This is a genomic window from Streptomyces sp. NPDC048191 (genome assembly GCF_040652655.1).
GTDB lineage: Bacteria > Actinomycetota > Actinomycetes > Streptomycetales > Streptomycetaceae > Streptomyces.
Genome location: NZ_JBEZMO010000034.1, coordinates 47,961 through 74,233 on the forward strand (window position 1 = coordinate 47,961; position 26,273 = coordinate 74,233).

Sequence of the window (26,273 nt, forward strand, 5' to 3'; positions counted from 1 at the left end):
ACACAGGGACTGCACAGCGGCGTTCCGCATCAGTGTGATCAGTGGTCGATATCGGCGTGCTGTCTGACGCCGACCACGCACCAGAGTTCTGCGCCCCGTCGTTGTTGCGCACCTCTCCACCGTCGCGTGCAACAAATCTCCGGGCCGTTGACTGCATGCCGCAATCGGCTGAAACGCGCTGTTCAGAGGCGTTGCAAGTGGCTCAGGGCGGTGCGAGGGTGGTCCCTCACCGGCCGAAGTCGTCAGCGGGGGATCACGGATGGGGCGTCGCGAAGGTGCGCTGGATCCGGCGGCGGGTCCGGTCCAGTCGTTCGCTTTCGAGTTACGCAAGCTGCGCCAGGAAGCCGGAGGTCTGACCTACCGGACCATGGCGCAGCGCGCTGGCTATTCGGTGGCAACGCTCTCGCGAGCGGCTGCGGGGGAGAACCTGCCGTCTCTTGATGTCGCGCTCGCCTATGTCCGAGCGTGCGGCGCAGACGAAGCGGCGTGGGAACAGCGCTGGCGCGCGGTGGCCCTGGAGGCTTCCACGCCGGAGCCGGGCGACGATACGCAGGCGCCCTACCGTGGGCTGGCCCGTTTCGAAGCCGCCGACGCAGAGATGTTCTTCGGCCGGGACGAGCTCGTGGCGCAGCTTGCCGAGCGGGTGCATGCCCACCGTCTGGTCGCCGTGGTCGGGGCTTCCGGAAGCGGCAAGTCCTCACTGCTGCGTGCAGGGCTGATCCCTCTGCTGCAGAGCGAGACAGCCACCAACCGCCGGCCGGCGGCCATCCGCATCCTCACCCCCGGTCCCCGGCCCATGTCCGCCATCGCCACCGTGATGAGAGCGAGCGACGAGCGCGGGGACACGGTTGTCGTGGTTGACCAGTTCGAGGAGCTGTTCACCCTCTGCGCCGACCCTGCGGAACGACGGGCCTGCCTGGACCGGCTGTTGACCGCGACGAACGCCGAGAACAAGGTGCGGGTCCTGATCGCCGTACGCGCGGACTTCTTCGGCCACTGCGCCGACCACCATGCCTGGGCCGCCGCGCTGCGCGGCGCCACCCTGCTCGTCGGCCCGATGAGCCCCACCGAACTACGCCAGGCGATCGTCAGACCCGCGACTGCCGCCGGCCTGATCGTCGAGCGGGACCTGACCGCGCGGATCATCAAGGACGTCACCGAGAAACCCGGCGGGCTGCCGTTGATGTCCCACGCTCTGCTGGAGACCTGGCGCCGGCGAAAGGGACGTACCCTCACCCTCACGGCCTACGAGGCCGCCGGTGGCGTCGCGGGCGCTCTCGCCCAGACCGCGGAACAGCTTTACACCCGTCTGTCCCCGCACGAGGCCCGATCAGCCCAGCACATCCTCCTCCGGCTGATCACTCCAGGGGAAGGCACGCAGGACACCTGCCGGCCCGTGTCGTCCGAGGAACTGGGCACGGACGACACCGAGGGCTCCACGGCCACCAGTGAGGTTCTGGAGCGGCTGGTCAAGGCCCGCCTTGTGACGCTCGACGGGCAGACGGTCAACCTCGCGCACGAAGCGCTGATCACGGCCTGGCCGCGGCTGCGCCTCTGGATCGACGAAGCCCGGGAGCGCCTGCGAGTCCACCGTCAGCTCACCGAAGCCGCCCGCACGTGGAACGACCTCGACCACGACCCCGGCGCGCTGTATCGCGGCACGCGGCTGGCAGCAGCCGAGGAGGGCTTCGCCGGGCGTCGCGCGGACCTGATCCCGGCCGAGCGTACTTTCCTTGACGCCAGCATCGCCGCACGCGAACAGGAACAGCGCGTGGCATGGCGAACGGCTCGACGATTTCGACGACTGCACGTGGCTGTCTCCGCGGTCGCGGTCTTGGCGATGATGGCCGGCCTGGTGGCGTGGCAGCGGGACCGGACGGCGCAACAGCGGCTGGCCGACGCGGCATCCCGGCGCGCCGCAGCGGTCGCCGAAAGCATGCGGTACGCCGACCCGCTCACCGCTCTCCGCCTCAGCGTGGCCGCATGGCGCATCAGCCCCACGCTGGAAGCCAGAGCGGCTCTCATGGGCGCTTCCACCCAGCCCGATCAAGATGTCTTCGCCGAGCCACGCGCGGCCGGCAAGGACGCGTCGGACCCCTTCTTCCTGAGCGCTGACGGCAGCACGCTGGTGACCGGCGGCACGGGACGTGCGCGGCTGTGGGACCTGACAACCCGCCGTCTCCTCCGTGCCCTGCCCGTCGGCGGGGACGACCGCCTGATGGAGGCGTCCTCCGACGCACGGCGGTTGCTGTTCCGTGCCTCGGATGCCTGGGAGGTGCGCGACGCGGTCTCCGGCGCAGCAACCCGACTGCCGCTCCGCTCCTCCGACGGAGTGGTTCGCTTCGGCCCCGACGAGGACACGTTCGTTGTCCTGGACAACGGTCTCCGCTTTACGAAGCTGTGGCATCTGCCGCGTCACCATCACGCACGGGTTGCTGCCGAGCGGACGAATCAGCAGCTGGGGACGGTATGTACGCGGACAGGCGACCTGCTGGTGTGGGGCGGCGGCAGGCAGCGTCGTCTGGCTCGTCGGGGATCGTGGGCCTCCGCCGTGCGACTGGCCTGCGGTCCGCGTGGCGATGCACTGGGGCGGTACCCGCTGCACATGGATGAGGAACACCTCGTCATCGTCGCCGGCAACCGGATACACATCTGGAGCCTGCGTACGGGAGAGGAAGGCCAGTCCATTCCTGCCTCGGCGCCCACCTGCCTGTCCATGACCGCCGACGGCCGATTCCTGACCGTCGCAGACAACAGGGCTCTTGCTCTGTGGCGGCTCGGCAGCCCCGCGCGCCAGGTCTTCCGGTATTCCCTGCAAGGCCGCCGCGTCAGGGGGGCGAGCCTCGACCCGCGCCGGAAGGTGATCCGGTACATGGAAGGGGGGTACCAGACCGGCCCCGTCATCCGGTCCCTCTACGTCGGGGACGCCCTGGACCCTGCATGGAGGACCGACGAAGTCCGGCAGCCGCCTCCGGCCACTGATCCCAACTACCCGGTCGAGAGCCAGATCACCGCTATGGACGCCGCCTCCGGTGACGGCGGCCGCGTGGCGACCGGCGACGGCACGGGCTGGGTGACCCTGTGGGACCGGTCGTTCAAGCACCGGTTCGGTCTGTTCGACGCCGTGCCCGCAGACGCGGCGGACGGCAGACCCCACGCGGTTTCCGCTCTCGCCTACTCACCGGACGGCCGCATCCTGGCTGCCGCCGGCGGCGGGAACGTCCGGCTGTGGGACGCCGCGACCTCCCGGCCACTGGGGACCAGCCTGCTCGCAGCCGGGGACGACGTGGTCTCCTTGGCCTTCAATCATGCGGGGACAAGCCTCATCGTTCATGGAGCCCATACACCGCCACGCGCCTACCCGGTGTCAGCTCAGCAGGTGGCCGCGTCCGTATGCGCCCGCGCAGGATCCGGCCTGAGCACGGCCGCCTGGAAGACACTCATCCCGGATGTTTCCTACCGGCGGACCTGCTGAACCGCATGCAGCCTCGTCGGCGATGTGACGCCGGCAGACCGAGAGGAGTTCCAGTCCGTCCCGTGAAGAGAAGGATCTCGGACGAAGCATGGCACCTCACCACTGTCGGGCATGACGACCTTCGTGGAGGGGTAGCCACTGGTACCTCAAAGGCAGCGCGATCGAGCGGGGGGCCATGCAACTTCCGGACAGTCTGCGCCTTGTCGACGGGTCACTGATTTTCCCCGATTCAGTGTGTGCCCTCCATGTGAGCGACACGGGCGAGATGTTGCTGATTCGCCAGGACCGCACGGCGCACGGCCACCACACCCTCGAATTGCCTGGGGGGAAGGTCAATGAGGGGGAGCCTCTCGTGGACGCGGCCTTGCGCGAGCTTTCCGAAGAGTCCGGCTGTGTGGGGATGGACGCGGACGAGCTTCTCACCCTTGATATGGACTTTTCGGTGTCCGTGCACCGCACGCACCTGGTGCGCGTGCGCAAGCTCACCGTAGATGCCCGCCGCACCGCGGAGTTCGATCTGGTGTGGATGCCGGTCGGGGAAGCACTCAGCCACGTCTTGGAGGGCAAGATCACGCATGCACCCACGGTGGCGGGGATCCTGCTCTCGGCGAGAGAAGACCGAGCCGAGCAGTGAGCGTGCTGACGAACGGGGTGCCCTCTCTTGCGTCTGAGGTGGTCGGCGGCTTACTCCTGGTCGTGGGTACGGCTACCGCCCATCGCATGACCGCAGCCTGGAAGACACGGGCGGAACGAAGGATGTGGCGGCCGATACTCAAGAACGGCCGCCCCTTGAAGCTCGTACTCACCTGCCGGAAGGGGCCGTTTCCCCGGAGCACGCATCGTACGAGCATCAACGAAGTACGAGTCCTGCTGGAGTTCACTCCGATCTTCGAAAGCATCGGCATCGAGTACAAGATCACGGACTCGTTGGAGGCGCCGGACACAGAACTTTCCTCAGCGAACCTCCTTGTATTGGGCGGCCCGGCCGTGAACGACGTCTCCCGGCGGACCTTCGGCGCCATCCAGGACACCTTGCCCGTCAGCATCAACCTGGAAGAGGTCGCGATCACGATCGCCAATCGGAGATACGCGCCCGAGTACGACTCCGAGGGCCAGAAAGTCGTCAAGGACTACGGTCTGGTTGTGCGCTGTCAAAACCCGTTCGACCCCTCCCACAAGACCGCCGCCTTCATTGTGATGGGCTGTCACGGATTTGGTACGGCTGGCTCGGCGCAGCTTCTGCGAGACCGTAACCTGGCGCGACAGTTGGCCGCCGAAGTGGATCAACGTGACTTCGTGGCCATCGCGGAAATCCGGGTGCACGGCTACGAGTACGACACCCGGATCATCGAATCCTTCCTCTTCCCACGCCGCTGAAGCAACGAGCCCGTTTCCGGCCCCAAGACGTCGCCTCAGTATTCGTCAGGCAGCCCCAGCCGAGCGCGGCTCACCGTGGAAGACCTGGCGGGCGTGCCAGTCGCGGTGAGCGGCAGCGACAGGGCGCAGGCCGGGTTGTGGGCCGACGAGCGGGCGGCCCGCGAGGGCTATGACGTGCTCGCGGGCGGCTGGACTGTGACCGACGAAGCGCTGTGAGACCAGGACCCGGTGACCGTCTCCGACCCCCAGGACGCCCTTGTCGAACAGCTTGTGGTGCAGCGAGCACAGGCACAGCCCGTTGTCGACGGCGTCGGGGCCGCCGAACGCCCACCATCGCACGTGGGCGGCCTCCAGCCCGACCGGCACCGCGCCGATCCTGCCGTCGTAACCGCAGAAGGCGCACCGGTATTCGTAGGCGGTCAGCACCAGCTCCCGCATCCGCCGGTCCCGTTGCCTGCGTGCCGGCGACACGGATTCCGTCTCCGCCGGCTCGAGCTCCAGGCCGACGGCTTCGCACAACTCGCCGTGCAGGGACGGCGGAAAGTGCAGATCAAGGAGCAGCCGCGCCATCCTGCCGAGCAGTTGCGGATCGCGTCGCAGCGCTGTTCGCAGGTCGGGCGCGAGCCGCCCGGTGGCACCCGTCTCACGGAGGTCCTGTACTCCGCTTCCGGGACTGCCGGGCCCGCGATCGGTGCGCACTTCCCATACGCCGTCGCTGACGAGGTGATGGAAGGGGTAGGCGGGCGTCGTCTTGTTGGGCGGGCCGTACTCGGTCAGCAGTCGCTGCAAGTCCTGCTCCACCGCGCTGTATCGCAGGTCGCTCTCCGCGTCTTGCTGGAACCGGCCGAGGGCGTACAGGAGCAGAAGCGGTTTGTGTGGGGCGCGCGTCCCGCTCCTGGTCCACTGTCTCAGCTTCGTGGTCCGCTCCAGCCAGTCCATGACGGTCGATCGTAGACGGACCTCTCGGGTGCCCGGTGTGTGGTCGCGGCCTACGCAGTGGTCTCCGACCGTGTCGGTGCTCAGGCACAGGGAGCAGAGGACCGCGTCGTGGGTGGCGCAGGCGGTCAGGTCCGGGCACTCGTACGGCTGGTGGCAGGCGTGGCAGTCCAGGTGATGAGACTTCCTGGATTCGGCCAGAGCTGCTCTTCCTCCTCGGTTGATCTGGTTTTGAAGGGTGTGGGGAGACTGGGGAGCGCGAGCCATGAGGGGCCGGCCGTGAGGGCAGTTGCGGGTTGCCGTGGGCTCCAACGGGCCGCGTTTGTCGACGAGTTGACGCCGAGGGCGAGTGACGGCTTGGGTGGCGGTGGGAACTCTGGCCGTGTCTGCGGCGGTGGGAGCGCCGCCTCACGCAGGCGGCGGGCCTGGGCCTTGTCACGTTCATGCTCGCGCTGCCGTTCGTAACCCATCATCCCCCCGGTAATCGCCTCCGATCGTCATCAGGATCGGCGGATGGGCTTGGACCCGGCCAACCGTACTTGCGGGGTTGCCTGTTGCAAACGGCATGTTCCGGTACCAGGACATGACTGAACCTTGCCGTCTTCCGGCAGGGTTCAGCCAACGAGCCCTGCCTCGCACCCGACGCACGCGTCGGACATACGGGACAGCCTTTGGCCGGGAGTTGCCGTATACAGCGGAGCGGTCGCAGTTTGGCCGCTCAGGTTTGGCACTGCGCCGTGCCGGCGGCGGACCACCCGCTCCAGGCGGCCTTGTCGGCACGGGCGTGTACGCGAATCTCGACCTTCACGGGCCCGCACACCCGGGTCGAGCTTCCCACCTGCGTGGGTTCGACGGTCCCGCCTGCCGGGACATAGGTGCGACCGCTGCCCAACTTCACCCAGTGACCACCGTCGACGACACGAAAGAACGCCTCGTAGGAGACGTTCACCGGTCTCGGCCCCGTGTTGCGCGCCTTGATGTACGCCGTGATCTCCCGCGTGTAGATTCGGCCTTCCTTTCCGCGTTGGGCGCTGATGCAGCCGTTGACGGCCACCCGGCCGGTCGACACCCCACCGCCGCAGGCGACTGCTGTGGCGTGCGCGTTCGTCGGCATGACCAGCATGGTGAGCGCCGCAGCGCTCAAGATTGTTCCGATACGCCTCACATGCACAACCCTGCTCCCTTCGGCCGTGATTTGCCTCAGAGAAACCATGACGGGTTGAGGCGTGGAGGGCAGCGGCTCGTCGCGTTCTTCACTCCAACGGAAGCGGGCCGTGCTCCGGCACGCGAGGCAGAACAATCGAAGTTTCTGACACGGGCGCTGACGCAACGCCACGCCCTGACGCCCACGGACAACCTTAGGCGTCAGCACGTACGCCTCCCAGTACGCCGGGCCAGCGGCGCTCTCCGCCGTGCGGGACGGAGAGCGAAGTCGCCGGAGCTTCTGCCGGGACGCGGCCGACGCGCAAGCCGCGGAGGCGATGGAGAGGGGTGAGGGCGCACCGCAGTCGAAGACCATGTGGTGGGCCGGCTGCTGGCGCGCTGCTCGGCCGTACCGGACCCGCGCCGTGTGAGACGTCGCTGATGCCGCTCAAACGCCTGCCGGTTCCGCTCCCGCACCACAGCGCGGCGAATTGCGCCGGCACTGCCGCAAGGGGGTGGATGGCGAGCCGTTTTCCGGCCTGCGCGGGCCGGCCACCGGCCGCTGCGCCGGTCGTCGGCCGATGAGAACGCCGGCGAGGCGGAGTGGAGCGTTGTCCAGGGCAGAGCAGTTCACGTTTCGTGGCGGCCATGGTGCGCGCGTGAGAGGGCGGCGGCGCCGTGGCAGGCGAGGGTGGCGGCATCGTCTGCGTACTGGGGAATGTCGTCGGGCCATTTCGAGGTCGGCTGGAGGATCAGCAGCGAGACGGCACCGTGCAGGCACGCGCAGATGGCCCGGGTCAGCGCCGTCACATCGCCGTGGAGCACGCCGGCGTCGGCGCATCGCTGCACCGTTTCCCGCAGGAATCGGAAGCAGGCGTCGGCGACCTGCTCAGTGGCGGCTGTCGCGGGTCCCGTCGCGACCAGGCGGTAGCGCAGGGGATGCTCGAGCCCGAACCTGATGTAGGCGACACTGCGCTGGTGGAGTTCGGCGAACGGGTCGGTGGTCTGGGCGCTGATGCTCAGCATCCGTCGGCCGAGCTCGTCCCAGACCCCGAGGCACACGGTGTGCAGCAGTTCGAGCCGGTTGTCGAAGTGCAGATATACCGAGGGGGTGCTGACCCCGACAGCCTGTGCCACCGCACGGATGGTCACGCCGTCCTCGCCGGCGTCGTCGAGCAGCGTGCCGGCTGCTTCGATCAGCTCGTCCCTCAGCCGGCCGCCGTGGCCTCGCTTGGCGCGACTGCGCCGACGGCCTTCGGTTGTGCTGGCGCGGCCGTCGGCCGTGGTCTGGCCGGGTCCCTCAGTCATGGCGCCTCCGGAGGGCGACGAGCTGAGTGACGCGGACGCAGAGCCGGTCCTTGTCATCCCTGATGTCGATTTCCACGGCGACCGTTGACTTGCCGACGTGCAGCGGGCGGGAGGTCGCGAAGGCGCCGGTGCCGTGTACGGGCCGCAGGAAGTGGGTGGTGGATTCCATGGTCGCGGGGACGGTGCCGGCGGTCCCGTTCAGTGTGGCGCACACGGCGCCGGCTACATCGGCCAGCCCCATCAGTGCCCCGCCGTGCATCGCGGCGCCGATGGTGGACTGCTCGGGCGTGTAGGCGAGTTGCGCGGTGACGGCGTCGGCCTTGAGGGATCCGAAGCGTATCCCGAGCGTCCTGGCGAACGGCGCCAAGGTGTAGACGTCTTGCGCGGTGATGGTCATCGCGGCTCCTCAGGTTGTCACCGTTAAGTTAACGGTGACATGTTATGCGGACGTCACGGTTCGCGTCCACGCCTGTGGCGCGAGGCTGCAGGGCTGCGCGGTCTTCCGGTGGCGATCCGAGGCGTGCTGACAGCGCCGAGCTGTCACCCGGATGAGACAACTCCAAGTGTCCGGAGAACCGCCCCACTTCGGCTCGGCAGCCCGCCCCGGCGTCAGGACAGGGTTGTTCAAGGCGGTGGTGAGCATCGGCTCGGGCAGCCTCCAGGGCATGCCCGGATGTCTTCCACGCGGTCCGCTGTCGGCGACGCCTGAATCGTGGTTCTGGATCACTTTCAGTGCTGGAGCCACGGGCGGGGGCACCACAGCCGCGATCATGAACGGCCGTGGCTGATGTACTCCTCGAGGACCTGTGGTTCCACCAGGTCGAAGGTGTGTGGTCGAAAGTGTCGTATCCAACGGCGAGTCGGTGGTGGTGCGGGCCCGGACGGCTGCGAAGCGGGCTGCGTGTCCCGCGTGCGGAACGGCGTCGGTGCGAGTGCACAGCCGGTATGTTCGTCGGCTTGCCGACAGCGCGGTCGGCGGCCGCCCGGTGCTGATCGAGTTACAGGTCCGGCGGTTTCGCTGCTCTCAACAGGGCTGCTTGCAGGCGACGTTCGCCGAGCAGGTCGACGGGCTGACGTTCCGCCACGGCAGACGCAGTGCCGGGCTGCAGAGAGTGCTGGAACGGGTGGCGGTGATGCCGACCGGCCGGGCCGGTTCCCGCCTGGCCCACGCGCTGGCGGCCAAGGTGAGCCGTCGGCCCGGTTACGACTGATCCGCCGCCTGCAGGACCCCGGGACGTCGACACCGCGGGTGCTCGGGGTCGACGACTTCGCGCTGCGCAAGGGGCACAACTACGGCACCATCCTGCTCGGCATCGAGACACACCACCCCGTCGGCCTGCTGCCGGACCGCACCACTGCCACTGTGGCCCGGTGGATCGCGGGGCATCCCGGTGTCGAGGTGATCTGCAGAGACCGTTGCACCGCTCACGCCGAGGCCGGACGCCTCGGCGCCCCGGATGCGGGGCACGTCGCAGATTGGTGGCCCATCTGGTCGGACCTCGCCGAGGGCGTCGAGAAGGCCGTCGTCCAGCACCGTGCTCTGCTGCGCGAGCCCCAAGACACCACCACTGCTGCGGCGGCCGCGGCGCTGGAAGGGCTGGACGTCGCCCTGGCTCCCGCAGGGCCGCGGACCACCGGCCGCCTGTCCGACCGAGTTCGCGAACAGCCCAAGGCCGTTCACGCTCTGCTCGAACAACGCATTGCGATGCGGGCCATCAGCCGCCGCCTGGGACTGGCCCGCAACACCGTGCGCCGCTCTCGGTGGCCGCGTCGAGGACGAGCAGCGGGCCGTGCGGGTACACACCGCCGGGCGCGGGCGTGTTCGCCGGGGCGGCTTTCGTCGCCCCCGGACGGCGCGAGCCCCGCGATTCGCGCTCGGCACGCGGGCCCGGCGCGGCGGCCGGTGCCCGGACGGCCGCTGGGGGAGCGGAGGGGGCATCCTCTGGCCCGGCCCGGGCGGTGGCCGTGCTGTCCGGTGCCTCGCTCGGCGGTGCCTTCGTCGGGCTCGCCGTCGGCGTCGACGGCGCTGCGGCCGTGGCTTGGGCTGCGGGTGCCGCAGCGGGCTGCGGCCCCGCGGTGTCCTCCTGCTCGGCACCGGTGCTCTCGGGGGTGTGGTAGAGGGTGGCGAGCTGTTGCAGCAGGCGTGCGTAGGCCTCTCGCTCCGGTGGCCTGGGCTCGGTCTTGCCCGACTCCCAGCCGTCGACGGTCGCCCGCCGCAACTGCAGCGCGGCGGCCACCTCGTCCAGGGCGAGCGCGTGAGCCTGGCGCAACCGCCTGCGCTCCGCCGGCGGCGGCAGCGGGGACCGGGTCGCGACCAGCGCGTCCACGGCATCGAACGACTCGGACATGAAACACCTCCGTCCCCGTCCTACCGGCCCGAGCGTACTTTCCCGTACCAATTGCGTACTTTCTGCGTACTGTGGGTGTACCGGTGGTAGCTTTCCGTGAAAGCCCTCGGGGGTAACGGCGGGGGAGGGCGCCGCGGTGCCGGAGTCGCTGGACGCTGGCGTCGGGAGGTGCTGGCGGCGTCGGCCGGGGCGCTGCCGGTCCAGGTCGGCGGGCACTGACGGCTCCGCTCGCGGCTGCCCGGGGCGGTGCCGGGTACCGGACCCCGGCTCACCGCCGTCGTCGCTCTCAGCCGGTGATGCCCTTCTCGAGGATGGTGCTGGGGTCCACCGGATCGTCCGGCTGCTCAGGCTGCGCCGGGGGGTCGGCCGAGGGGCCCTCCGGCTCCTCGTAGGGGTTGGGCGGGGCCTTTTCGGGCGTGTCCACCGGATTGTCGGGCTGCGCCGGGGGCGGGGGGTCCCCGGTGATGCCCTTGTCGAGGATGGTGCTGGGGTCCACAGAATCGTCCGGCTGCTCGGGCTGCACCGGGGGCGGGGGGTCCGCCGGGAAGGGGCCCATCGGGGGGTCTACCGGATCCACCGGCGAGGCGGTGGGTGCCTCGGTCCTCGGGGCTGCCATCGCCGTGGTGGCGGGGAGGACGACGCCTCCCGTGACCGCCGCGGCCGTCGCCGCGATCGTCGCGACCCTCAGGCGGACCGCGTTCTTCCGGAACGTGCGAGCCATGGATGTCTCCCGCTGGTAGTGAAGGGCGCTCATCTGGCGTCCTTGGCCTCGGTTCCAGTAGGCCGGAGCCACCCCTGCGGGGTCATGCGCCGGGTTTTCGGGGCTTGACACCGCAAGGGCCGGCTGCCACTGCCTCGCGTTAGCGGGCCCGCGGAGGACGACGCGAACGGCACGAGGCCTCCGGGCCCTCCCGGCTCCCGGAGCCTCGCTTGATCCGGGCCGGCCGTACGCCAGGCAGCGCAAGCGTCGGTGTCACGCCTAGTCGATGCCGAGCTCTCGGAGTGCGTCGAACTGCTCCGTGTTGACCTTGTCGCGCCTTGTCTTGGTGTTGCTGTACCTTCCCCGGACCCTTCGTCGCGCTCGTGGCGGCTGGTTGCTGGGGACAGCATCTCGAGCGGCGTCACGCCCAGCTGTGAGAGCCGTTCCTGCTGCTCGGTGGAGAGCTGTGCCCAGGTGGCTGGCTTGCGCTCTGCTGGGTGCCCGAACGGCCGCCGGGAGCGGAGAGAGACTCCTGTGGCCCGGCCGTGGTCGCAGCATCCGGTGCCCCGCTTCTCGGCGGCTCGCAGGGCTCACCATTGGCATCGGCGGCTCCGGCGGCGTCTTCGCCCCACCCTGTTCATCGGCGCCATGCTCGGCTCCGCCTTCGGCCAGACCGCCCGCCACCTCCTGCCCCACCTCGCCGGCCCGGCCGGCACCTACGGCCTGATCGGCATGGGCTCGGTCTTCGCCGGCGCCGCCCGCGCCCCCATCACCGCCGTCATCATCCTGTTCGAACTCACCGGCGAATACACGATCATCCTGCCCCTGATGGCAGCCATCGTGCTGGCCACCGGCGCCAGCCGCCTGCTCACCGGCGAAACCATCTACACCGCCAACTCCGCCGCCGCGGCGTCGACACCGACACCCCCGCCCCCGGCTCCCCGGCCGCGGCGCTGACGGTCCGCGACGCCCTGTACCGATGTTCCGAGCGCCGCCAATTGCATCGGATGCGAAAGTTCGAGTAAACCGAAGCTGGTTCAGCGTGAGCTCGCGGGTGATTGGTGTGCTTCAGGTCGGTGAGTCCGTGGGTAGCGAGGGACCTTGAGGCTGTTGCGTCACCCGACGAGCCTCAGTCGTGACCTCTGCGTCGACTTTCGCAAGCGTTCTGTCGCGGTCCTCGAGGGATTGGTGCTCTTCTTCGAGGTCCTGATACGCATAGTCGAGCAGTGCGAGCCGTTCAGCGACGGGCAGCTCGTATCCGATGTACTGGTTGATCTGGCGGGCCAGTTCCCGTGGTGTCAGCTCGCCGGCCAGTATCCGTGCTGCAAGTGCTCGTGCTGCGACTTCCTGGGCGGCAACGCTTCCCACCGGACAGAAGGGGAGGCCCAGTTCTTCGAACACAGTAGGAAGGATGACGGGCACGACGTCGTCGGCCTCGCCGGGTGTGCACAACGCCAGCAACGCCAGCGTCTGAAGTGTGGGGCTGTCGAGCCCGGCGTCGAGTGCGTTGCCTGCGGCGCCGACGACCTCGATTGCGCGTACTGCACCGATGCTCCACAGAGCCGTAGTGTCCTGCAGGTTGCGGGCTGCTGTTTCGATGGACGGCACCCACACATGATCCCTGCACGATGCGGCCCGGTCGAGGAGGCTTAACGCTCCTGCTCGGCCGCCTCCCCGAGGAGCGCGCGTGCTAGGTCCGCGTAGCGGATCGCGGTCTTCTCGTCGAGCCCGAACACCTCGGCGAGGTGGAGCGGGTCGGGGCCTTTGGCCATGGCCTCTTCGAGCTGCCGGTCAACGCGGAGTCTCTCCAAGGGCGCCCCCTGCCCGCCGCGCAACGTGAGCACCCGGTGCTGGACGAGGACGTCGCCCGGCTCTCCCCGCTCAAGCACGCCAACCTGAACATGCTGTGCCGCTACAGCTTCCGTCCCTCCGGCCCGGCTGGCGGCGGGCTGCGGCCCCTGCGGGACCCCGCGGAGGCGATGGATGGGGACGATGAGGCGAGCCGGACTGAGCGTCAGAACCAGGGGGAACGGATAGTCGATGTAGCTGGCTGTCCGCCGCCGTAGATCGTGGCCGGGTCGGCCTCGGTCAGCGGCGGGTTCTCCCGGTAGCGGCGGACCAAGTCCGGGTTGGCCAGGCAAGGTAGCCTATGGACACGATCGGCAGCGGGACTCCACGATGAGGCCCATGCTGAGCACCCTTTTCGCCTTTCTCGGCGCCTGCACCCTGATCGCGGCCTCGCCCGGCCCGAGCACGATGCTGATCATCCGCCAGTCCTTGCGTAGCCGGCGTGCCGGTTTCCTCACTGTGCTGGGCAATGAGACTGGCGTCTTCATTTGGGGTGTCACTGCGGCACTCGGACTCACCGCAGTGCTCGCGGCCTCCCAGTTGGCGTACGACATCATGCGGATCGCCGGTGCCGTGACTCTGGTCGGCTTCGGTATCAAGACGCTGCTGGACGCCCGTGGCGAGCAGGGAGAAGGGGAGAGCCAGGATGCACAGGCAGTGCAGTCGGGCTGGGCTTCGTACCGCTCGGGCCTACTGCTGAACCTCGCCAACCCCAAGGCCGCAGTGTTCGCGATGTCCTTCCTGCCGCAGTTCGTGCCCGCAGGCACCCCTTATCTGTCCACCGTGATCGGCCTGGCGGCCATCTGGGCCGTCTTCGAGGTCGGCTACTACGGACTATATGTATGGTTCGTCGGCCGAATGAAGAAGATCATCTCCCGAGCCCAGGTACGCCAGCGCCTCGAGCGAGTCTCCGGCACTGTGCTGGTCCTTCTTGGTGTTCGGATGGCCATGGAGAGCTGACGACGGCTGACGCCGTGGGTCAAGTCTGACCAGACCGCCGAGGCGTAACGGGCTCAACCGTTCTTCCTGCCACTACCTACTGGCGGAGGCTCCAAGCAGGGAGCCGACCGGGTGGCCGGTTCAGGGCATCCGGCAGGTCGGGGGCTGCCCCATGGAGGCGGGCGTGCGGCCGAGGAGGCTGCGGGCGGTGCGGGCGAGATGTGCTTGATCGGCGAAGCCGGCTGACGCGGCGGCCGCCGCCACCGTGGTGCCGGGCAGGGCGGCAACGGCGGTCCGCAGGCGCGCCCACATCCTGAGCTGTACGAGCGGCACTCCCACTGACGTACGGACCAGGGCGCGCAGACGTGCCGGAGACAACCCGACGTTGGCGGCGATGGAGCCGATCTCCGCGGGCGGGGTGTCGCGGGTGCTCACCTCGATCGCATGGGCCACGCGGGGATCGAGACGGTGTGCGGCGCCGGTCAGAGCGCTCAGTTCGACTGCGGCTGCGGCGAGGTCGGCGTCCGGACCAGGTGCCGCGTTTGGGTCCAGGGCGGCGAGGACACGGCGCACGGCGGCCCGGTCGAGGTAGGTCAGACCCAGGTCGGGAGGCAGCTTCCAGGGGTCGAGGAAAAGGGCGGTGTAGGAGGACGAGGCCCCGGCCGTGTGGACGAGCCGAGGGGGCACGATCACGCCGGCCGAGGTGACCGGACGCTTTCCTGGCAGCCGGGTCGCGACGAGCCCGTCGGGCGACAGGACGACCTTCCACACCGGGTGGCGGTGCGCGGTGACGCTGAACGCGCCGGTCTCGGCGAACATCGCCCCGTTCGGATCCGAGGCGAACACCAGGCGGCGATCGTTTCGTTCAAGCGCCCAGGCGCGGGCAGGGGCGATGCTCACGCCATGAACCGTATCGCGGCCGTTTCGCTGGGGATCTTCCTGTCGGGGGTGGGGGTGGCGCACTTCGTGGTGCCCGGTTACTTCCGCACCCTGGTTCCACGGTGGCTTGCCCGGCCCGGGCTCTTGGCCGCCACCGCCGGCGCGGCGGAGATCGCGGTGGGCGCGCTGGTGCTGACCCCGCGGTGGCGTGCGGCGGGCGGGTGGGCCGCCGCCGCGCTGATCACCATCTATCTGGTCTCCCACCTCGACGCCCTGCGGTCTGCCCGTGCCGACCGGGCCCGGTTCCTGGAGCGGCCGGTCGGAGCGGCGGCCCGGATGGTGGTCAACGTCTTCTACATCTGCTGGTCGATCGCGGTCGCCAAGGCGGCCGCTTGATGCGGTACCCGACGGGGACGAAGGACGCCGACCACCGCTCCTCGGCCGCCACGCCCACGCCCCGACCACGGGCCTTCGGTGTCGATGTCACGAACCGCCGCGCCGCCCCGTCTCTCCGATGTGCCCCTGCTCGACGCACGCAGATCCGAACCTGTGAAGGAGCAACAACTGTGGTCCAGCCCTGGTGGCCGCTGGCCGGCCTCGCCGTCATCCATCTCGCGGACGCCGCGATGTGCCTCAAGCCGGTCGGCTTCATCCGCGACTGCCTGCGGGACGTCGGATTCCCCCGCCGGTTCTGGCCGCTCCTGCCGCTGCTGAAGACCGTGACGGCCGCAGGACTGGTCGCGGGCATCTGGTCCGCCCCGCTGGCGGTGCTGACCAGCGCCGCCGTCGTCTGCTACTTCCTCACCGCCGTGGGCATGCACATTCGCGCCCGCGATCTCGGACGCAACCTCTTCCTCAACGCCACCGGCATGCTCGTGCTCTGCACGGCCACCTTCGTATTCGCCCTGCAGAACGCCTGAGAACGTGTTGTGAAGCCTGGTCAGATCGGCTTCGCGACGCCAAGGCCCGAAGAAGGAGACTTTTCGTGTTCGCCACCTACCTCGTGGTCATGATCCTCACCTCGGCCGTCAACGGCTTGGCCGCCATGGCCAACTTCATCGGCCACGAGTACCCCAAGCGCCAGGCGGACAAATTGCGCGTGCCTCGGTCCTGGATGCGCCCGCTGGGCGCACTGCTGGCGGTGGGGGCGCTGGGACTGCTGGCCGGGTTCGCTGTGCCGGTGCTGGGCACGCTCGCCGCAGCTTGTCTCGTGCTGTACTTCCTGGGTGCGTTCTGTGCCCACCTGCGGGTTCGTGACCACCAGTTGGGCCCCTGGGCCGTATTTTTCTGTCTGCCGGTGGCCGCCCTGGCCGTGAGCTTGGTGTACAGCGGCACGTGATGGCCTCTGGGGAGGAACGGCCGGTAGCGGGAGCGGTCGGCCGGTGGTGAGCTGCCCGGGGATGCGACCGAAGGCGCGGATTTCCTGTAGGTCGGGGATGTGGTTGCAGAGGGTACCGGGGCTGGCGCCGAGGATCTTGGCGATCGAGGTGATCGAGGTCTCGGGGTTGGGGAGCATGTCGCGGGCGGCACGGATGATCTCGGGGAGGCGACGGTGGGTCGGCCGCCGACGCGGCCGCGGGCGCGTGCGGCGTCCAGGCCTTCGCGGGTGCCGGAGACGATCAGCTCGCGGATGAACTCGGCGAGGCCGGCGAAGACGTGGAAGACGAGCCGACTGCCGGGGGTGGTGGTGTCCAGGCGCTCGGCAGCGAGCAGAAGCGGATCTCGCGGCGCCGCAGTTCGCCGACCATGTTCACCAGGTCCTTGAGTGAGCGGCCGTAGCGGTCGAGCGCAGGCACCACGAGGGTGTCGCCGGCGGCGAGGAAGGAGTGACGGGCCTTCAGCTCGGGTCGGAGGTCGTCCTTGCCGGACGTCTTGTCGGCGAAGATCCGCCGGCAGCCAGCACCGGTGAGAGGGTCGATCTGGCGGTCGAGCTTCTGCCCGCCGGTTGAGACCCGGGCGTAGCCGATGAGGATCTCGGTCGGGTGGGCGGGTAACACGCATCCTGCGCGAAGCTGTAAAACGCCTCAAAGTCGAGGGGGCCTGCGGCGAGTTTCACCACCGGCCAGCGCCTGGCCGACCAGATCGAAGAACTCGCCGGCGCCTGCTGATCCACGGGCGGCACAGGCGGGGGCCGCTTCGGTCTTGCCAGGGAACCGATCGAAGAGGCACCTGGGCCGAAGGATTCCTGTACGACGCTGCGGGAGCGGTCGAGGGTCTCGTACGTGGGCACGCTGTCCTCCGGGCAGCACGACGAAGCCCCGGCAGTTCGGTCGGCCCTGTAGATCTGGTCGCCTTATCGGCTGGTCGCAGGACGAGATCGACAACCGGTGTCGCCCTTCGGATCGAGCTGGGACAGTTCGGCGCCAGGCGCCGGGCGATGCAGGCCCCGCGCCCCGGCGGCCAGCCTCACGCCGCTTGGTCCGGCGCCGGCAATGATCACATCGATCATCAAATGCCTGATTTTCCCCAGGGCGTACTTCGGGCAGCGGGCCTCCCCACCGCTTGAGGTGTGAGTTCAGCGGTGCAGCGCGGTCTCCCGCTCCAGGCGCGACAGCTTCTCCGGATTGCGCACGAAATACAGCCCGGTGATAAGGCCGCCCTCGGTCCGCACCGCCAGGACGCCCTCGACCTGCCCGCCGATCCGCATGATCAGTGCCGGGTGGCCGTTGATCTGTGCCGACTCCACCGACGCGGTGCCCGCGATCCTGCCCAGCCCCGCCGTCAACAAGGCAGCGACCGGATCGGCCCCCGCGATCGGCGCCAGCGCGGCCTGGACGACTCCGCCGCCGTCGCTCAGGAACACGACATCCGGGGCGAGCTGATCGAGCAGGCTCTGCAGGTCACCTGTTTCGACCGCTCGTTGGAAGGCCAGCAGTGCCGCGCGGTTCTGGGCCTGGGACACGGCAGCACGTGGTCGCCGAGCCGCGACATGGTGCCGGGCCCGGTGCGCGATCTGCCGGACAGTGACCGTGTTCTTGTCCACGGCCTCGGCGATCTCGTCGTAGTCCAGAGCGAACACCTCCCGCAGCACGAACACCGCGCGCTCGGTCGGCGTCAGCGTCTCCATCACCAGCAGCATCGCCATCGACACGCCCTCGGCCAACTCCACATCCTCGGCCACGTCCGGCGCGGTCAACAGCGGCTCGGGCAGCCAGGGACCGACGTAGGACTCCTTGCGCCGGCGAAGCGAACGCAGCCGCATCAGCGCCTGGCGGGTGGTGACGCGGACAAGATACGCGCGCGGGTCTTGCACGGCGTCCTGGTCGACCTTCACCCACCGCATCCAGGTCTCCTGCAGGACGTCCTCGGCGTCGGAGGCTGAGCCGAGCATCTCGTAGGCGACGGTGAACAACAGGTTCCGGTGGGCGATGAAGGACTCGGTGGCCTGATCGGCAGGCCCGCCTTTCAACTGCGGCTCGTCGCCGTCCATGGTTCGGTCACTGCGCTCGCTCATCACCGGCTCCATCCGTTCCGGATCTTCCTATTGCCGCACACGAGATGCCGGCCCCGCAGGTCGCGTGACACCCGCCGACAGTGACATGGGTCACGCGGCTGCGCTGTCACGTCGCTTGGGCCGCCGGCATCTCCTGGTCGATTGCGCCACGACAACATGCAAGGAGTACACATCATGACCGCTCGCTTGAGCCTGTTCGGCAAGCCGGACGCGACCGCAGCCAAAGCTGCTACCCAGTTCGGCGCGGCGAGCAAGACGATCCTTCAGGAGTCGGCCCTGCCCGCAGCGACCCAGAAGCTGGTACTGCTGCGGGCCAGCCAGATCAACGGCGACGGCTACGCCACCGACGTGTGGACCAAAAACGCCGCGGCCGCCGGGGAAAGCGCCACCCGACTCAACCTGGTCGCCGCCTGGCGCGACTGCACGGTCTTCACCGACGCCGAGCGCGCCGCCTTGGAGCTCGCGGAGCAGGGCACTGACATCGCCTACGCCGCCGGCGGCGTCAGCGACGACGCCTGGGCGGACGCCGTCAAACACTACGACGAGGACCAACTGTCCGATCTGGTGATGCTCGTCGCCCTGATCAACGCGACGAACCGCATGAGCGTCATGGTCCGGAAGCCCGGCGGCGGCTACGAGCCTGGCCGCCTCGGCTAGTCGGCGGCCGACCCCCGCAATACGCGATCCGATATCCGTCGCGCGAAGGACCGGCGCGATACCCAGGCCCATGAGTAAGGACCCACATCATGGAACCCCCAACCTGCTGGCCAACCCCCTTGGCGCCAAGATCGCCAAGCGCATCTGCAACGTCGCCCTGGCGATCGTCGACTCGCCGCTGCCCAGGCCACCCAGAACCTGGTGATGCTGCGCGCCAGCCAGACGGCTGCGGCTTCTGCGTCGCCTACCACACCAAGGACGCCACCGTCGCCGGCGAGACCGTCGTCCGACTCAACCTGGTCGCGCCTGGCACGAGTCCACGGTGTCCACCGGCGCCGAACGCGCGGCACTGGCACTCACCGAGGGAGGCACCCGCATTGCCGACACCCGCCAGCCCCTGTCGGACGACACCTGCACACGCCTGCGCGAACACTACGACGACGACCAGATCGCCACGCTGGTCTCCCTGATCGCCGTGATCAACGCCAACAACCGGCTCAACGTGATCGTGCGCAACCCCGGGGGCTCCTACCAGCCCGGCCAGTTCGCCGACATGGCCAATTGACTTCCCTCACGCCCACCACCAGCCCGGCCCGGGAGCACCCACCCCGGGCCGGCATCAACGACCGCATCCAAGGAGAGCCATGAACCTCGCATCTGGATCGCCGCTGGCCTGCTCGCCCTGGTCGCACTCACCGGGGGCCTCACGAAATCCCTCATCCCGACGGCGAAGCTCGCCACCATCCACGGCGCCGAATGGACCGCCGGATTCGGTGCCAGCGCCAGCAGAGCCCTGGGAGCCCTCGAACTCCTTGCCACGGCCGACCTGGTCCTGCCCAAGGCGCTCGGCATCGCACCGGTCATGGTCTCAGTGACCGCCCGCCTGCTGGATCGCCCTGATGATCGGCGCGATGGTCACCCACGGCCGCCTCGGCCAGTACAAGTTCGTCGCGCTCAACGTCGTCCAGCTCGCTTTCGCGGTCTTCATCGCCGTGGGCCACCAGCCCACCACCCGGCCTCGTTCTCGACACCGCTACCGGAGGGAAACATGATCACCGTTCTCGTGACCGGCGCCACTGGCACCCAGGGAGGCGCCACAGCCCGCGGTCTGCTCGCCGCCGGACAGCGTGTCCGCGCCCTCGTCCGCGACCCCCGCGCCCCCGCCGCGCAGGCGCTCGCCACCGCCGGCGCCGAACTGGTCCGCGGCGACATGGGCAACCGCAACTCGCTCGACGCGGCCGCCCGCGGGGTCGACGGCGTCTTCAGCGTCCAGCCCACCCTCGGCTACCCCGGCACACCGCCTGGTTTCACCATCGACGACGAACTCCGCTACGGCCGCAACGTGGCCGATGCCGCCGCCGCGGCCGGCGTCCGCAGCTTTGTGTACGCCTCCGTCGGCGCGGCCGACGCCTCGCACGGCATCGCGCGCTGGCAGACCAAGCACACCCTGGAGCAGTACGCCCTTGACCTGGGCCTGCCCCTGACCGCGCTGCGACCGGTCCGATTCATGGAGAACCAGGTCCACCCACAGATGGGCCTGCGCGATAGCGTCCTGACCGACGTCGTCCTGCCGAGCGTGCCGCTCCAGATCGTCGCGGCCACCGACATCGGCGCGTTCGCCACGCTGGCCTTCACCCGTCCAGCCGCTTACACCGGCCGGACCATCGAACTGGCCGGCGACGAGCTGACCATGCTGCAGATCGTCCGCGCCATGGAGCGGGCGCTGCGGCAGCCCATCACCTACCGGCCCATCCCGCGCGAGGCGCTGGCCGGTCGCGGCTCCGACGCCGTGGCCGGCTACGACTTCGTCAATCACGGCGGCTGGCACGCCGACATCGACGCGCTGCGCAAGGAACACCCGGGCCTGATGGACTTCGCCACCTGGCTCGACCGGGAAGGTGCTGCCGCCTTCACGACGGCCCGCCCCTGACGGCCGCCGGCCACACAGGCCGGCGCCGCCCCGGCCCTGCGCGTCGGATCATGTCACCGCGCCCGATCGGACGGTGGCGTTCACCCGGGTACGGGGGCTGGGCAAGGCGGAAGCCGTGCTCAGGTCAAGCCGCTTGTCCATGCCGAGGCGGACGGTGCCGTACGGGTGACGTTGGACCAGAACAGCCCGACCAGTCAGAGGCGAACGCCGATGACTCATGCCGCATCGTTGGTGGTCGTCAGCCGCACAGCCACTGCTCCCAGGCTCTGCGGCCGGTCAAGGGTCTGTCAAACAAGCGGTGTAACTGGCTAGTTGGGGTTACTGGCGGGCTGCCGACAGGCGGCCGTCGAAGGTGATGTCGAAAGCATTCAGTGCGGTCTTCCAGCGCATGGTCCAGCGGGCCTGGCCCTTGCCGGTGGGGTCGAGCGACGTGATGGGCATGTAGACGCACTTTAAGGCGGCCTGCTCGTTCGGGAAGGCGATCCGGGTGTCTTCCATTGTGTGGAAGGTCGTCGGGGTTGGCGGTCCGATCAGGACGGTCGTTCGCACCCTGGTCGGCAGTCCACCTGAGAAGCGTCACCGGGGTGGTCGACGAGGACGACCACTCGGCCGTGGCTCGCCAGGTCCTCGGCGAGGGTTGTGCCGAGCGTGCGGGAGTCACCGCCGCCGGGTGAGTACACCAGCACCGGCCGTCGCCCGGGCAGCGGCGGCGCCCCTACGTACCCGTGGGTGAGGACCGCCCTCCAGTCCACCGTTCCCGGCTCCGGAAGTCCCGGATGAACGTGGGGCGCGAGGCCGGCGAACTCCCGGGCCTCGGCCGGGGTGAGCTACGGGGCCGGGGAGAAGCCGCGTACCGATCGGGCCGGGTACAGGACGGTCAGCATCAACTCCCGCACGCCGCCCACCCACGGGTCGGTCCGGGCCGGGTCCGTCAGATGGACCGTCTCCATGCCTACGGTGTACGGGCCGGCGGGCGCGGGCAGCCGGAGGATCGGGCCGCCACCGGAGGCAGACGCAGCCGTGGGCAGCAGGGCGTCGGCACTCCTTACGCTCGGGCCGCTACGTGGCAGGAGTGCGTCCGGCGCATCCCGCCGCGCCGGCCTACGAGGGTTGATGCGTACCTGGGCTATCTGCGGCGACGCTGGGAGGAGGGCGAGCACACTGCGATGGTGCTGCACCAGGAAATCGTCGCCAAGGGCTACGGCGGCCACTACCAGCGGGTCAAGTTGGTTATCGCGCCGCTGCGACGCGGTCTGCCGATCGGCGCGAGCGACCACTCTCACCCCGCCAGGTCGCTCGCTGGATCACCGTCGAGTCCGCCCGGCGCAGTCTGCACGCAGCCGAAGCACTCCGGCAGCCGTTCGCGCACTGCCCGGAACTCGCCCGTACCACGACCTGGTACGGCAGTTCGCGGTCATGCTCGCCACCCGTGACGCCGACCCGCTGCCGCACTGGCTCGAACAACTCGCAGACTCCAGGACCAGTACGCCGTCGTGCAGGGCCTCACCACCCCGTTCAACTCCGGTGTCAATGAAGGCCGGATCACGGATCTGAAGCTTCAGAAGTGGATCATGGCTGGCCGTGCCGGGGTTCCGCTACTTGCCAGCGCGTCGTCCTCATAGCCCGATTCCGACGCCGCTACCCGTGACCGAGCGTCACTGGCGCACGGTGGCACACCCACGCTTCACGGATATCATGCCAGGGCCACGTTCGCTTGTACGTGGACACCTACTACAGCGCAGTCCGCGGTGGCTGGTATGCCGCGGTTGGCCCCGCCAGCCTCGCTGTGATCCTCTGGGCATACGCCAACCATCGTCCGCACCGCGCCCGCCGCGAGTAGGCCGGCCTTGCCCGCCGGGCCCGCGCACGCCGCGCCGAGCCGGCTGGCCCGCCGTCGCTGCCGTGCTGCTCTTTCTGGCTGTAGTCCGACGGCGCCGTTCACGGCCTCGACTGCAGCCACCCGTCGATCGCACGCTACGGACCGCCCCTCACCGGCGCCGAGCGGGCCGTCTTCGCTGAGATCGCCGCCCACTACAACGGCCGGAGCGCAGCATGACCGCATCCTTCAGCACTCCGCGCGGCGAGCATGTGCCCCGCGCTGCCGACCGGCGCGGTGATGGCCTGGATCGGGCTAGCGGAGCGCGCAGGCGCACTTCGCGGACGACGACGCAGCGGCTCGACGCGGAAAGCGCGGGTCTGGCCTTCGCGGCGCGACACGCGTTCGCAGCCGACAAACGCCCAAAGCGCGTGGGGTCGATACTGGTGCGCATGCGCGTCGAATTCGACCCTGAGGCGATGAGCAGGACGGCCTTCTACAGGTTCCTGACGTCGGTCGTCGTTCCACGGCCGATCGCGTGGGTCTCGACGATCACTGCCGATGGGAGCACGGAAAACCTCGCACCCCACTCCTTTTTCAGCATCGCCAGCACCGACCCGCCGATTGTTCAGTTCACCTCCATCGGCCGTAAGGATTCCTTGCGCAACGTCGAGGACACCGGGGAGTTCGTCGTCAACTTCTCGTCTGAACCGCTGCTGGAGCTGATCAACGCGACCGCCATCGACTTCCCTCGGTCGGTCAGCGAATTCGATACTGCCGGTATCGAGCGGGAGGCCAGCACATGTGTGCGGCCGCCCAGAGTGGCCTCCTCCCATGTGGTTCTGGAGTGCCGTTCACACACCACCCTCCGCATGGGCAACTCCACCCTGGTCTTCGGACGGGTGGTCCGTGCCGCGGCACACGAGGAATACCTCGTCGATGACCGTCCCCACAGCGAACTGCTGCGCCCGCTCACCAAGCTCGGCGGCGATGAATGGGGCACTCTGGGCGAGGTCCTCCATTTGAGCCGCATCCCCTACGAGGAGCCTGGCGCCGACTAAGCTTCGTCAGCGGTGCTGCTCAGAGTGGGGATGGCCCGAGTGGTGGGCGTGTGGTTGTCAGAGGCTCTTGATCAGGCTGCCGTCGATGGTGAAGTCGGCGCCCTTATGTTGCCTGCGCGGTCGCTGGCGAGCATCAGGACGAGGTCGGCGATCTTCTCAGGGCGGGTGCAGCAGTCGGTGTCGAATCCGCCGGCGTCTGATCTGGTTGACGGCCGTATCGTGGTCCACGCCCATGGCCGCAGCGACCTGTTCCGCCAGCCCGCCGCTGCCCACCTTCCAGGTGCCGTCGGCCGACCACAACCGATGACGTCCATAGACGGTCCTTGAGCTGGCTGACGAGGCGACGGGTCGCGTGGGTCTTGCCGGTGCCTTCGAGGAAGTAGTCGCCGCCGAGGTCGCTGTATTCGATGTCGCGGGTGAACATGTGCCAGATCGAGATGAGATGGAGTGTTGCAGAGCGACCGGTGCCCGTCGGCGGCCGCGGCCGACCAGGCGTCGGTAGCGGGAGGCAAGGTAGGTGTCCTTGGTGCGGCAGGCGGAGATCGCGGCCTGGCCTCAGCACGCCCTTGAGTCACGGATCGCCGGCCGGGTGCAGCCCGCCGGGCTCTTGCCCGCGGACTCGTAGTTGCCCGGACACACTCCCGCCCACGAGGCGAGGTGACCGGCCGAGGGGAAGCGGCTTATGTCCGCACCGATCTCGGCGAGGATCACCTCGGCTGTGTGCGTGCTCATCCCGGGAATGGTGGCCAGCAACTCGACCTGCCGCTGGCGAGCAGGCGGCACACCACTGCGGCCTGCTTCCTGCCAGGTGAGCGCGTAGTGTGACATCGCGGGGCGACGTGATGATGGCGTCTCGTTCGGTGCCAGGAGGAAGGACCATGGCGCACCATCCGTGGCAGCGGCGAATGGTGTAGGTTTCCTTGCCGGTCAGGCCGAGGGATTCGCGGCTGTCTCCCGGGGCGAATTGCACGGGCAGGACGCCCAGGTCGATGAGGTTGGAGCGGTGAATACGTTCGTAGGATTCGGTGAGTACAGCCTTGACGCCCAGCAGGGCGGTGCCCTTGGCGGCCCAGTCGCGCGAGGAGCCTGAGCCGTACTCCTTGTCGGCGATCACCAGCAGCGGAACGCGCTCGTCGGCGTAGAGCATGGCGGCGTCGAAGACCGTGGTCTGCTCTCCGTCGGGCGGGTGGCGGGTGACGCCGCCCTCGGTGCCGGGGGCGAGCAGATTGTGCAGCCGGTGCAGCCGGTGCCCTCATGGACGCTGCACTCCCCGTGAGGCACGGTCCCGTGCACGGGCCTCGGCGTAGCGTGGCGATGCGCCGAAGACGGACGGCTTGCACCGACCACCGACGTGCCAGGAGGTGAAGGCGTGCCGGATGAGCGATGGCAGCCGGAAGAGGCAGCCGGACACGTGACCGTGGCGTTGAAGACGACGGGCCACTGCCGGGCGGAGAGTCGTTCGAAAAGTCGGCGAAGCGGCAGCGTTCCTCAGCTCGAGCGATGGGGCCAGTGCGCGAGGCTGCCGGGCGAGGGAGCTGATTGCGTGGCTTCCGCTGTCGAGGGGTAGATCTCGTAGCTCTCGCGCATGCCGCTCAGGTCGAAGATCCTCAGCATCCGGCTGGAGACGGATGCGATGCGCAGTGAGCCTTCGTGTTCACGGATGCGTTTGGTGATCGCGACGATCACGGCCAGCCCCATCGAGTCCATGAAGGTGACAAAGCCCAGGTCCAGGACGCAGTGGCGGTGTCCCTCATCGACGAGCTTAATCACCGCTTCGCGGATCATGGGGGCTGTGTGGGCGTCCACCTCACCGTCGACCTCGACAACGGTCCAGTCGTTGACCACGTCGTAGCTGACCATCATGCTCTCGTGCCGGATGATGTTCGTTCGCATTGCCATCCCTCTTCACATCCACGGACGGCGCAAGATGCCTGGCACGGTGCGGAGGAGACGGCCGGCCCCTACCCGATCGCGGCCTGGGAAGTGCGACTTCCCGTGGGACGGGTGACCGCCACCCCGCTGGCGCCTCACTTCCGATCACCGGCTTTTGGTCAGCCACTCGGCGAGAACAGCGGCCTGGCTGTGGTCCACGTCCTTGGTGGCGGTCAGCAGCATGAGTCCGTCGTGCGACGCAAGGTCACGCAGATGTTCAGCCGCCTCGCGGTGCCCGGCGTCGCGCAGCTCCGCCAGATAGCGGCGTCGGAATTCGGTGAAGCGGCTGGGCTCGTGGCCGTACCACTTGCGCAGTTCGCTGGAGGGCGCGACGTCACGCAGCCACTCGTCCAGATGCGCGTCCTCCTTGCGCATGCCGCGGGGCCAGACCCGGTCGACCAGCACGCGCTTGCCGTCCTGCGGCGCGGTCTCCTCGTAAACTCTGCGATAGGTGATCTGCTTGGCCATGA

General features: G+C 68.9%; 27 protein-coding genes and 8 pseudogenes. 17 read left to right on the forward strand and 18 right to left on the reverse strand.

The annotated features are described in order from the left end of the window. The first annotated feature begins 259 nt into the window (after positions 1-259). From AB0D93_RS35355 to AB0D93_RS35365, 3 genes are all read left to right on the forward strand, one after another. The gene (locus AB0D93_RS35355; protein WP_362128755.1) at positions 260-3,475 is read left to right on the forward strand and encodes a helix-turn-helix domain-containing protein; all 3,216 of its coding nucleotides are present in this window, start codon (positions 260-262) and stop codon (positions 3,473-3,475) included. 175 nt (positions 3,476-3,650) lie between these two features. Then, positions 3,651-4,109 carry an NUDIX hydrolase gene (locus AB0D93_RS35360; RefSeq protein WP_362128758.1) on the forward strand — a complete coding sequence of 153 codons (459 nt, stop codon included), beginning with the start codon at positions 3,651-3,653 and terminating at the stop codon, positions 4,107-4,109. Positions 4,110-4,195: 86 nt separating this feature from the next. Further along, positions 4,196-4,852, forward strand: a complete 657-nt coding sequence (locus tag AB0D93_RS35365; protein ID WP_362128761.1) for a hypothetical protein — start codon at positions 4,196-4,198, stop codon at positions 4,850-4,852. Positions 4,853-4,897: 45 nt separating this feature from the next. Here AB0D93_RS35365 and AB0D93_RS35370 read toward each other — a convergent pair whose 3' ends face one another. The 4 genes from AB0D93_RS35370 to AB0D93_RS35385 form a co-directional block, all read right to left on the reverse strand. Continuing rightward, positions 4,898-5,791: a phosphorothioated DNA-binding restriction endonuclease gene (locus AB0D93_RS35370; protein WP_362128764.1), complete on the reverse strand. Its 894-nt coding sequence runs from the start codon at positions 5,789-5,791 to the stop codon at positions 4,898-4,900. Between the two features lie 715 nt (positions 5,792-6,506). Continuing rightward, positions 6,507-6,902 (reverse strand): hypothetical protein, encoded by a 396-nt coding sequence (locus AB0D93_RS35375; protein ID WP_362128767.1) that lies wholly within the window; start codon positions 6,900-6,902, stop codon positions 6,507-6,509. Positions 6,903-7,561: 659 nt separating this feature from the next. After that, positions 7,562-8,239, reverse strand: coding sequence for a TetR/AcrR family transcriptional regulator (locus AB0D93_RS35380; protein WP_362128770.1), 678 nt, complete (start codon positions 8,237-8,239; stop codon positions 7,562-7,564). Further along, entirely contained in the window at positions 8,232-8,636 is a 405-nt protein-coding gene (locus AB0D93_RS35385) for a PaaI family thioesterase (RefSeq protein ID WP_362128773.1), read from the reverse strand. Before AB0D93_RS35385 ends, AB0D93_RS35380 begins: the two co-directional genes overlap by 8 nt. Before the next feature lie 472 nt (positions 8,637-9,108). On the opposite strand from AB0D93_RS35385, the pseudogene AB0D93_RS35390 reads away from it, so the two are divergent. The 3 genes and pseudogenes from AB0D93_RS35390 to AB0D93_RS35400 all read left to right on the forward strand — a co-directional run. Continuing rightward, positions 9,109-9,255: pseudogene (locus AB0D93_RS35390) on the forward strand (transposase family protein); the annotation flags it as partial. A 21-nt stretch (positions 9,256-9,276) separates the two neighbouring features. Continuing rightward, positions 9,277-9,450 carry a hypothetical protein gene (locus AB0D93_RS35395; protein WP_362128863.1) on the forward strand — a complete coding sequence of 58 codons (174 nt, stop codon included), beginning with the start codon at positions 9,277-9,279 and terminating at the stop codon, positions 9,448-9,450. Positions 9,451-9,488: 38 nt separating this feature from the next. Continuing rightward, positions 9,489-9,731 (forward strand): annotated as a pseudogene (locus AB0D93_RS35400) (transposase); the annotation flags it as partial. 223 nt (positions 9,732-9,954) lie between these two features. Here the strand turns inward: AB0D93_RS35400 and AB0D93_RS35405 are convergent. Both AB0D93_RS35405 and AB0D93_RS35410 read right to left on the reverse strand, forming a co-directional pair. Then, positions 9,955-10,587 carry a helix-turn-helix transcriptional regulator gene (locus AB0D93_RS35405; protein WP_362128866.1) on the reverse strand — a complete coding sequence of 211 codons (633 nt, stop codon included), beginning with the start codon at positions 10,585-10,587 and terminating at the stop codon, positions 9,955-9,957. A 286-nt stretch (positions 10,588-10,873) separates the two neighbouring features. Beyond that, a complete protein-coding gene (locus AB0D93_RS35410) occupies positions 10,874-11,308 on the reverse strand; it encodes a hypothetical protein (RefSeq protein WP_362128776.1) in 435 nt (144 codons plus the stop codon). 568 nt (positions 11,309-11,876) lie between these two features. Here AB0D93_RS35410 and AB0D93_RS35415 point away from each other — a divergent pair. Beyond that, positions 11,877-12,228: pseudogene (locus tag AB0D93_RS35415) on the forward strand (chloride channel protein); the annotation flags it as partial. 127 nt (positions 12,229-12,355) lie between these two features. Here the strand turns inward: AB0D93_RS35415 and AB0D93_RS35420 are convergent. Then, a complete protein-coding gene (locus AB0D93_RS35420) occupies positions 12,356-12,895 on the reverse strand; it encodes a hypothetical protein (RefSeq protein WP_362128779.1) in 540 nt (179 codons plus the stop codon). A 41-nt stretch (positions 12,896-12,936) separates the two neighbouring features. Then, entirely contained in the window at positions 12,937-13,176 is a 240-nt protein-coding gene (locus tag AB0D93_RS35425) for a hypothetical protein (RefSeq protein WP_362128869.1), read from the reverse strand. On the opposite strand from AB0D93_RS35425, the pseudogene AB0D93_RS35430 reads away from it, so the two are divergent. Beyond that, positions 13,129-13,353 (forward strand): annotated as a pseudogene (locus AB0D93_RS35430) (hypothetical protein); the annotation flags it as partial. The gene AB0D93_RS35425 and the pseudogene AB0D93_RS35430 overlap by 48 nt on opposite strands. 121 nt (positions 13,354-13,474) lie before the next feature. Continuing rightward, positions 13,475-14,095 (forward strand): LysE family translocator, encoded by a 621-nt coding sequence (locus AB0D93_RS35435; RefSeq protein WP_362128782.1) that lies wholly within the window; start codon positions 13,475-13,477, stop codon positions 14,093-14,095. Between the two features lie 120 nt (positions 14,096-14,215). Here the strand turns inward: AB0D93_RS35435 and AB0D93_RS35440 are convergent, their stop codons facing one another. Then, on the reverse strand, positions 14,216-14,974 hold the full coding sequence (locus AB0D93_RS35440) for a helix-turn-helix domain-containing protein (RefSeq protein ID WP_362128785.1): 759 nt from the start codon (positions 14,972-14,974) through the stop codon (positions 14,216-14,218). 3 nt (positions 14,975-14,977) lie between these two features. Between AB0D93_RS35440 and AB0D93_RS35445 the strand changes: the two genes are divergently transcribed. The 3 genes from AB0D93_RS35445 (at position 14,978) to AB0D93_RS35455 (ending at position 16,292) form a co-directional block, all read left to right on the forward strand. Further along, positions 14,978-15,349: a hypothetical protein gene (locus tag AB0D93_RS35445; RefSeq protein WP_362128788.1), complete on the forward strand. Its 372-nt coding sequence runs from the start codon at positions 14,978-14,980 to the stop codon at positions 15,347-15,349. Between the two features lie 170 nt (positions 15,350-15,519). Beyond that, positions 15,520-15,873, forward strand: a complete 354-nt coding sequence (locus AB0D93_RS35450; RefSeq protein ID WP_362128790.1) for a DoxX family protein — start codon at positions 15,520-15,522, stop codon at positions 15,871-15,873. Between the two features lie 65 nt (positions 15,874-15,938). Next, positions 15,939-16,292 (forward strand): DoxX family protein, encoded by a 354-nt coding sequence (locus AB0D93_RS35455; protein ID WP_362128792.1) that lies wholly within the window; start codon positions 15,939-15,941, stop codon positions 16,290-16,292. A gap of 290 nt (positions 16,293-16,582) precedes the next feature. Here the strand turns inward: AB0D93_RS35455 and AB0D93_RS35460 are convergent. Both AB0D93_RS35460 and AB0D93_RS35465 read right to left on the reverse strand, forming a co-directional pair. Further along, positions 16,583-16,950, reverse strand: a pseudogene (locus tag AB0D93_RS35460) (recombinase family protein); the annotation flags it as partial. A gap of 518 nt (positions 16,951-17,468) precedes the next feature. Continuing rightward, entirely contained in the window at positions 17,469-18,383 is a 915-nt protein-coding gene (locus AB0D93_RS35465) for an RNA polymerase sigma-70 factor (RefSeq protein WP_362128795.1), read from the reverse strand. Positions 18,384-18,581: 198 nt separating this feature from the next. Between AB0D93_RS35465 and AB0D93_RS35470 the strand changes: the two genes are divergently transcribed. The 4 genes and pseudogenes from AB0D93_RS35470 to AB0D93_RS35485 all read left to right on the forward strand — a co-directional run bounded on the left by AB0D93_RS35470 (position 18,582) and on the right by AB0D93_RS35485 (position 20,994). Continuing rightward, a complete protein-coding gene (locus AB0D93_RS35470) occupies positions 18,582-19,064 on the forward strand; it encodes a carboxymuconolactone decarboxylase family protein (protein WP_362128799.1) in 483 nt (160 codons plus the stop codon). Between the two features lie 70 nt (positions 19,065-19,134). Further along, positions 19,135-19,629: pseudogene (locus tag AB0D93_RS35475) on the forward strand (carboxymuconolactone decarboxylase family protein). 334 nt (positions 19,630-19,963) lie between these two features. Beyond that, a complete protein-coding gene (locus AB0D93_RS35480) occupies positions 19,964-20,116 on the forward strand; it encodes a hypothetical protein (RefSeq protein WP_362128802.1) in 153 nt (50 codons plus the stop codon). Then, positions 20,113-20,994 carry an NmrA family NAD(P)-binding protein gene (locus AB0D93_RS35485; RefSeq protein ID WP_362128805.1) on the forward strand — a complete coding sequence of 294 codons (882 nt, stop codon included), beginning with the start codon at positions 20,113-20,115 and terminating at the stop codon, positions 20,992-20,994. Before AB0D93_RS35480 ends, AB0D93_RS35485 begins: the two co-directional genes overlap by 4 nt. 318 nt (positions 20,995-21,312) lie before the next feature. Here the strand turns inward: AB0D93_RS35485 and AB0D93_RS35490 are convergent. The 3 genes and pseudogenes from AB0D93_RS35490 to AB0D93_RS35500 form a co-directional block, all read right to left on the reverse strand. Next, positions 21,313-21,471 (reverse strand): annotated as a pseudogene (locus AB0D93_RS35490) (IS256 family transposase); the annotation flags it as partial. Between the two features lie 53 nt (positions 21,472-21,524). Beyond that, entirely contained in the window at positions 21,525-21,746 is a 222-nt protein-coding gene (locus AB0D93_RS35495) for a hypothetical protein (protein WP_362128808.1), read from the reverse strand. Between the two features lie 75 nt (positions 21,747-21,821). Continuing rightward, a complete protein-coding gene (locus tag AB0D93_RS35500) occupies positions 21,822-21,944 on the reverse strand; it encodes a hypothetical protein (protein WP_362128811.1) in 123 nt (40 codons plus the stop codon). Between the two features lie 1,318 nt (positions 21,945-23,262). Between AB0D93_RS35500 and AB0D93_RS35505 the strand changes: the two genes are divergently transcribed. Beyond that, positions 23,263-23,871: a flavin reductase family protein gene (locus AB0D93_RS35505; RefSeq protein WP_362128857.1), complete on the forward strand. Its 609-nt coding sequence runs from the start codon at positions 23,263-23,265 to the stop codon at positions 23,869-23,871. Between the two features lie 555 nt (positions 23,872-24,426). On the opposite strand, the gene AB0D93_RS35510 is transcribed toward AB0D93_RS35505, so the two are convergent. The 4 genes and pseudogenes from AB0D93_RS35510 to AB0D93_RS35525 all read right to left on the reverse strand — a co-directional run bounded on the left by AB0D93_RS35510 (position 24,427) and on the right by AB0D93_RS35525 (position 26,271). Next, positions 24,427-24,699 carry an IS110 family transposase gene (locus AB0D93_RS35510; protein ID WP_362128813.1) on the reverse strand — a complete coding sequence of 91 codons (273 nt, stop codon included), beginning with the start codon at positions 24,697-24,699 and terminating at the stop codon, positions 24,427-24,429. Positions 24,700-24,778: 79 nt separating this feature from the next. Then, positions 24,779-25,108 (reverse strand): annotated as a pseudogene (gene acnA, locus AB0D93_RS35515) (aconitate hydratase); the annotation flags it as partial. 251 nt (positions 25,109-25,359) lie between these two features. Then, complete coding sequence (locus AB0D93_RS35520; protein WP_362128815.1) at positions 25,360-25,764, reverse strand: STAS domain-containing protein; 405 nt, start codon at positions 25,762-25,764, stop codon at positions 25,360-25,362. Positions 25,765-25,908: 144 nt separating this feature from the next. After that, positions 25,909-26,271 (reverse strand): DUF488 family protein, encoded by a 363-nt coding sequence (locus AB0D93_RS35525; protein WP_362128818.1) that lies wholly within the window; start codon positions 26,269-26,271, stop codon positions 25,909-25,911. Positions 26,272-26,273 lie beyond the last annotated feature (2 nt).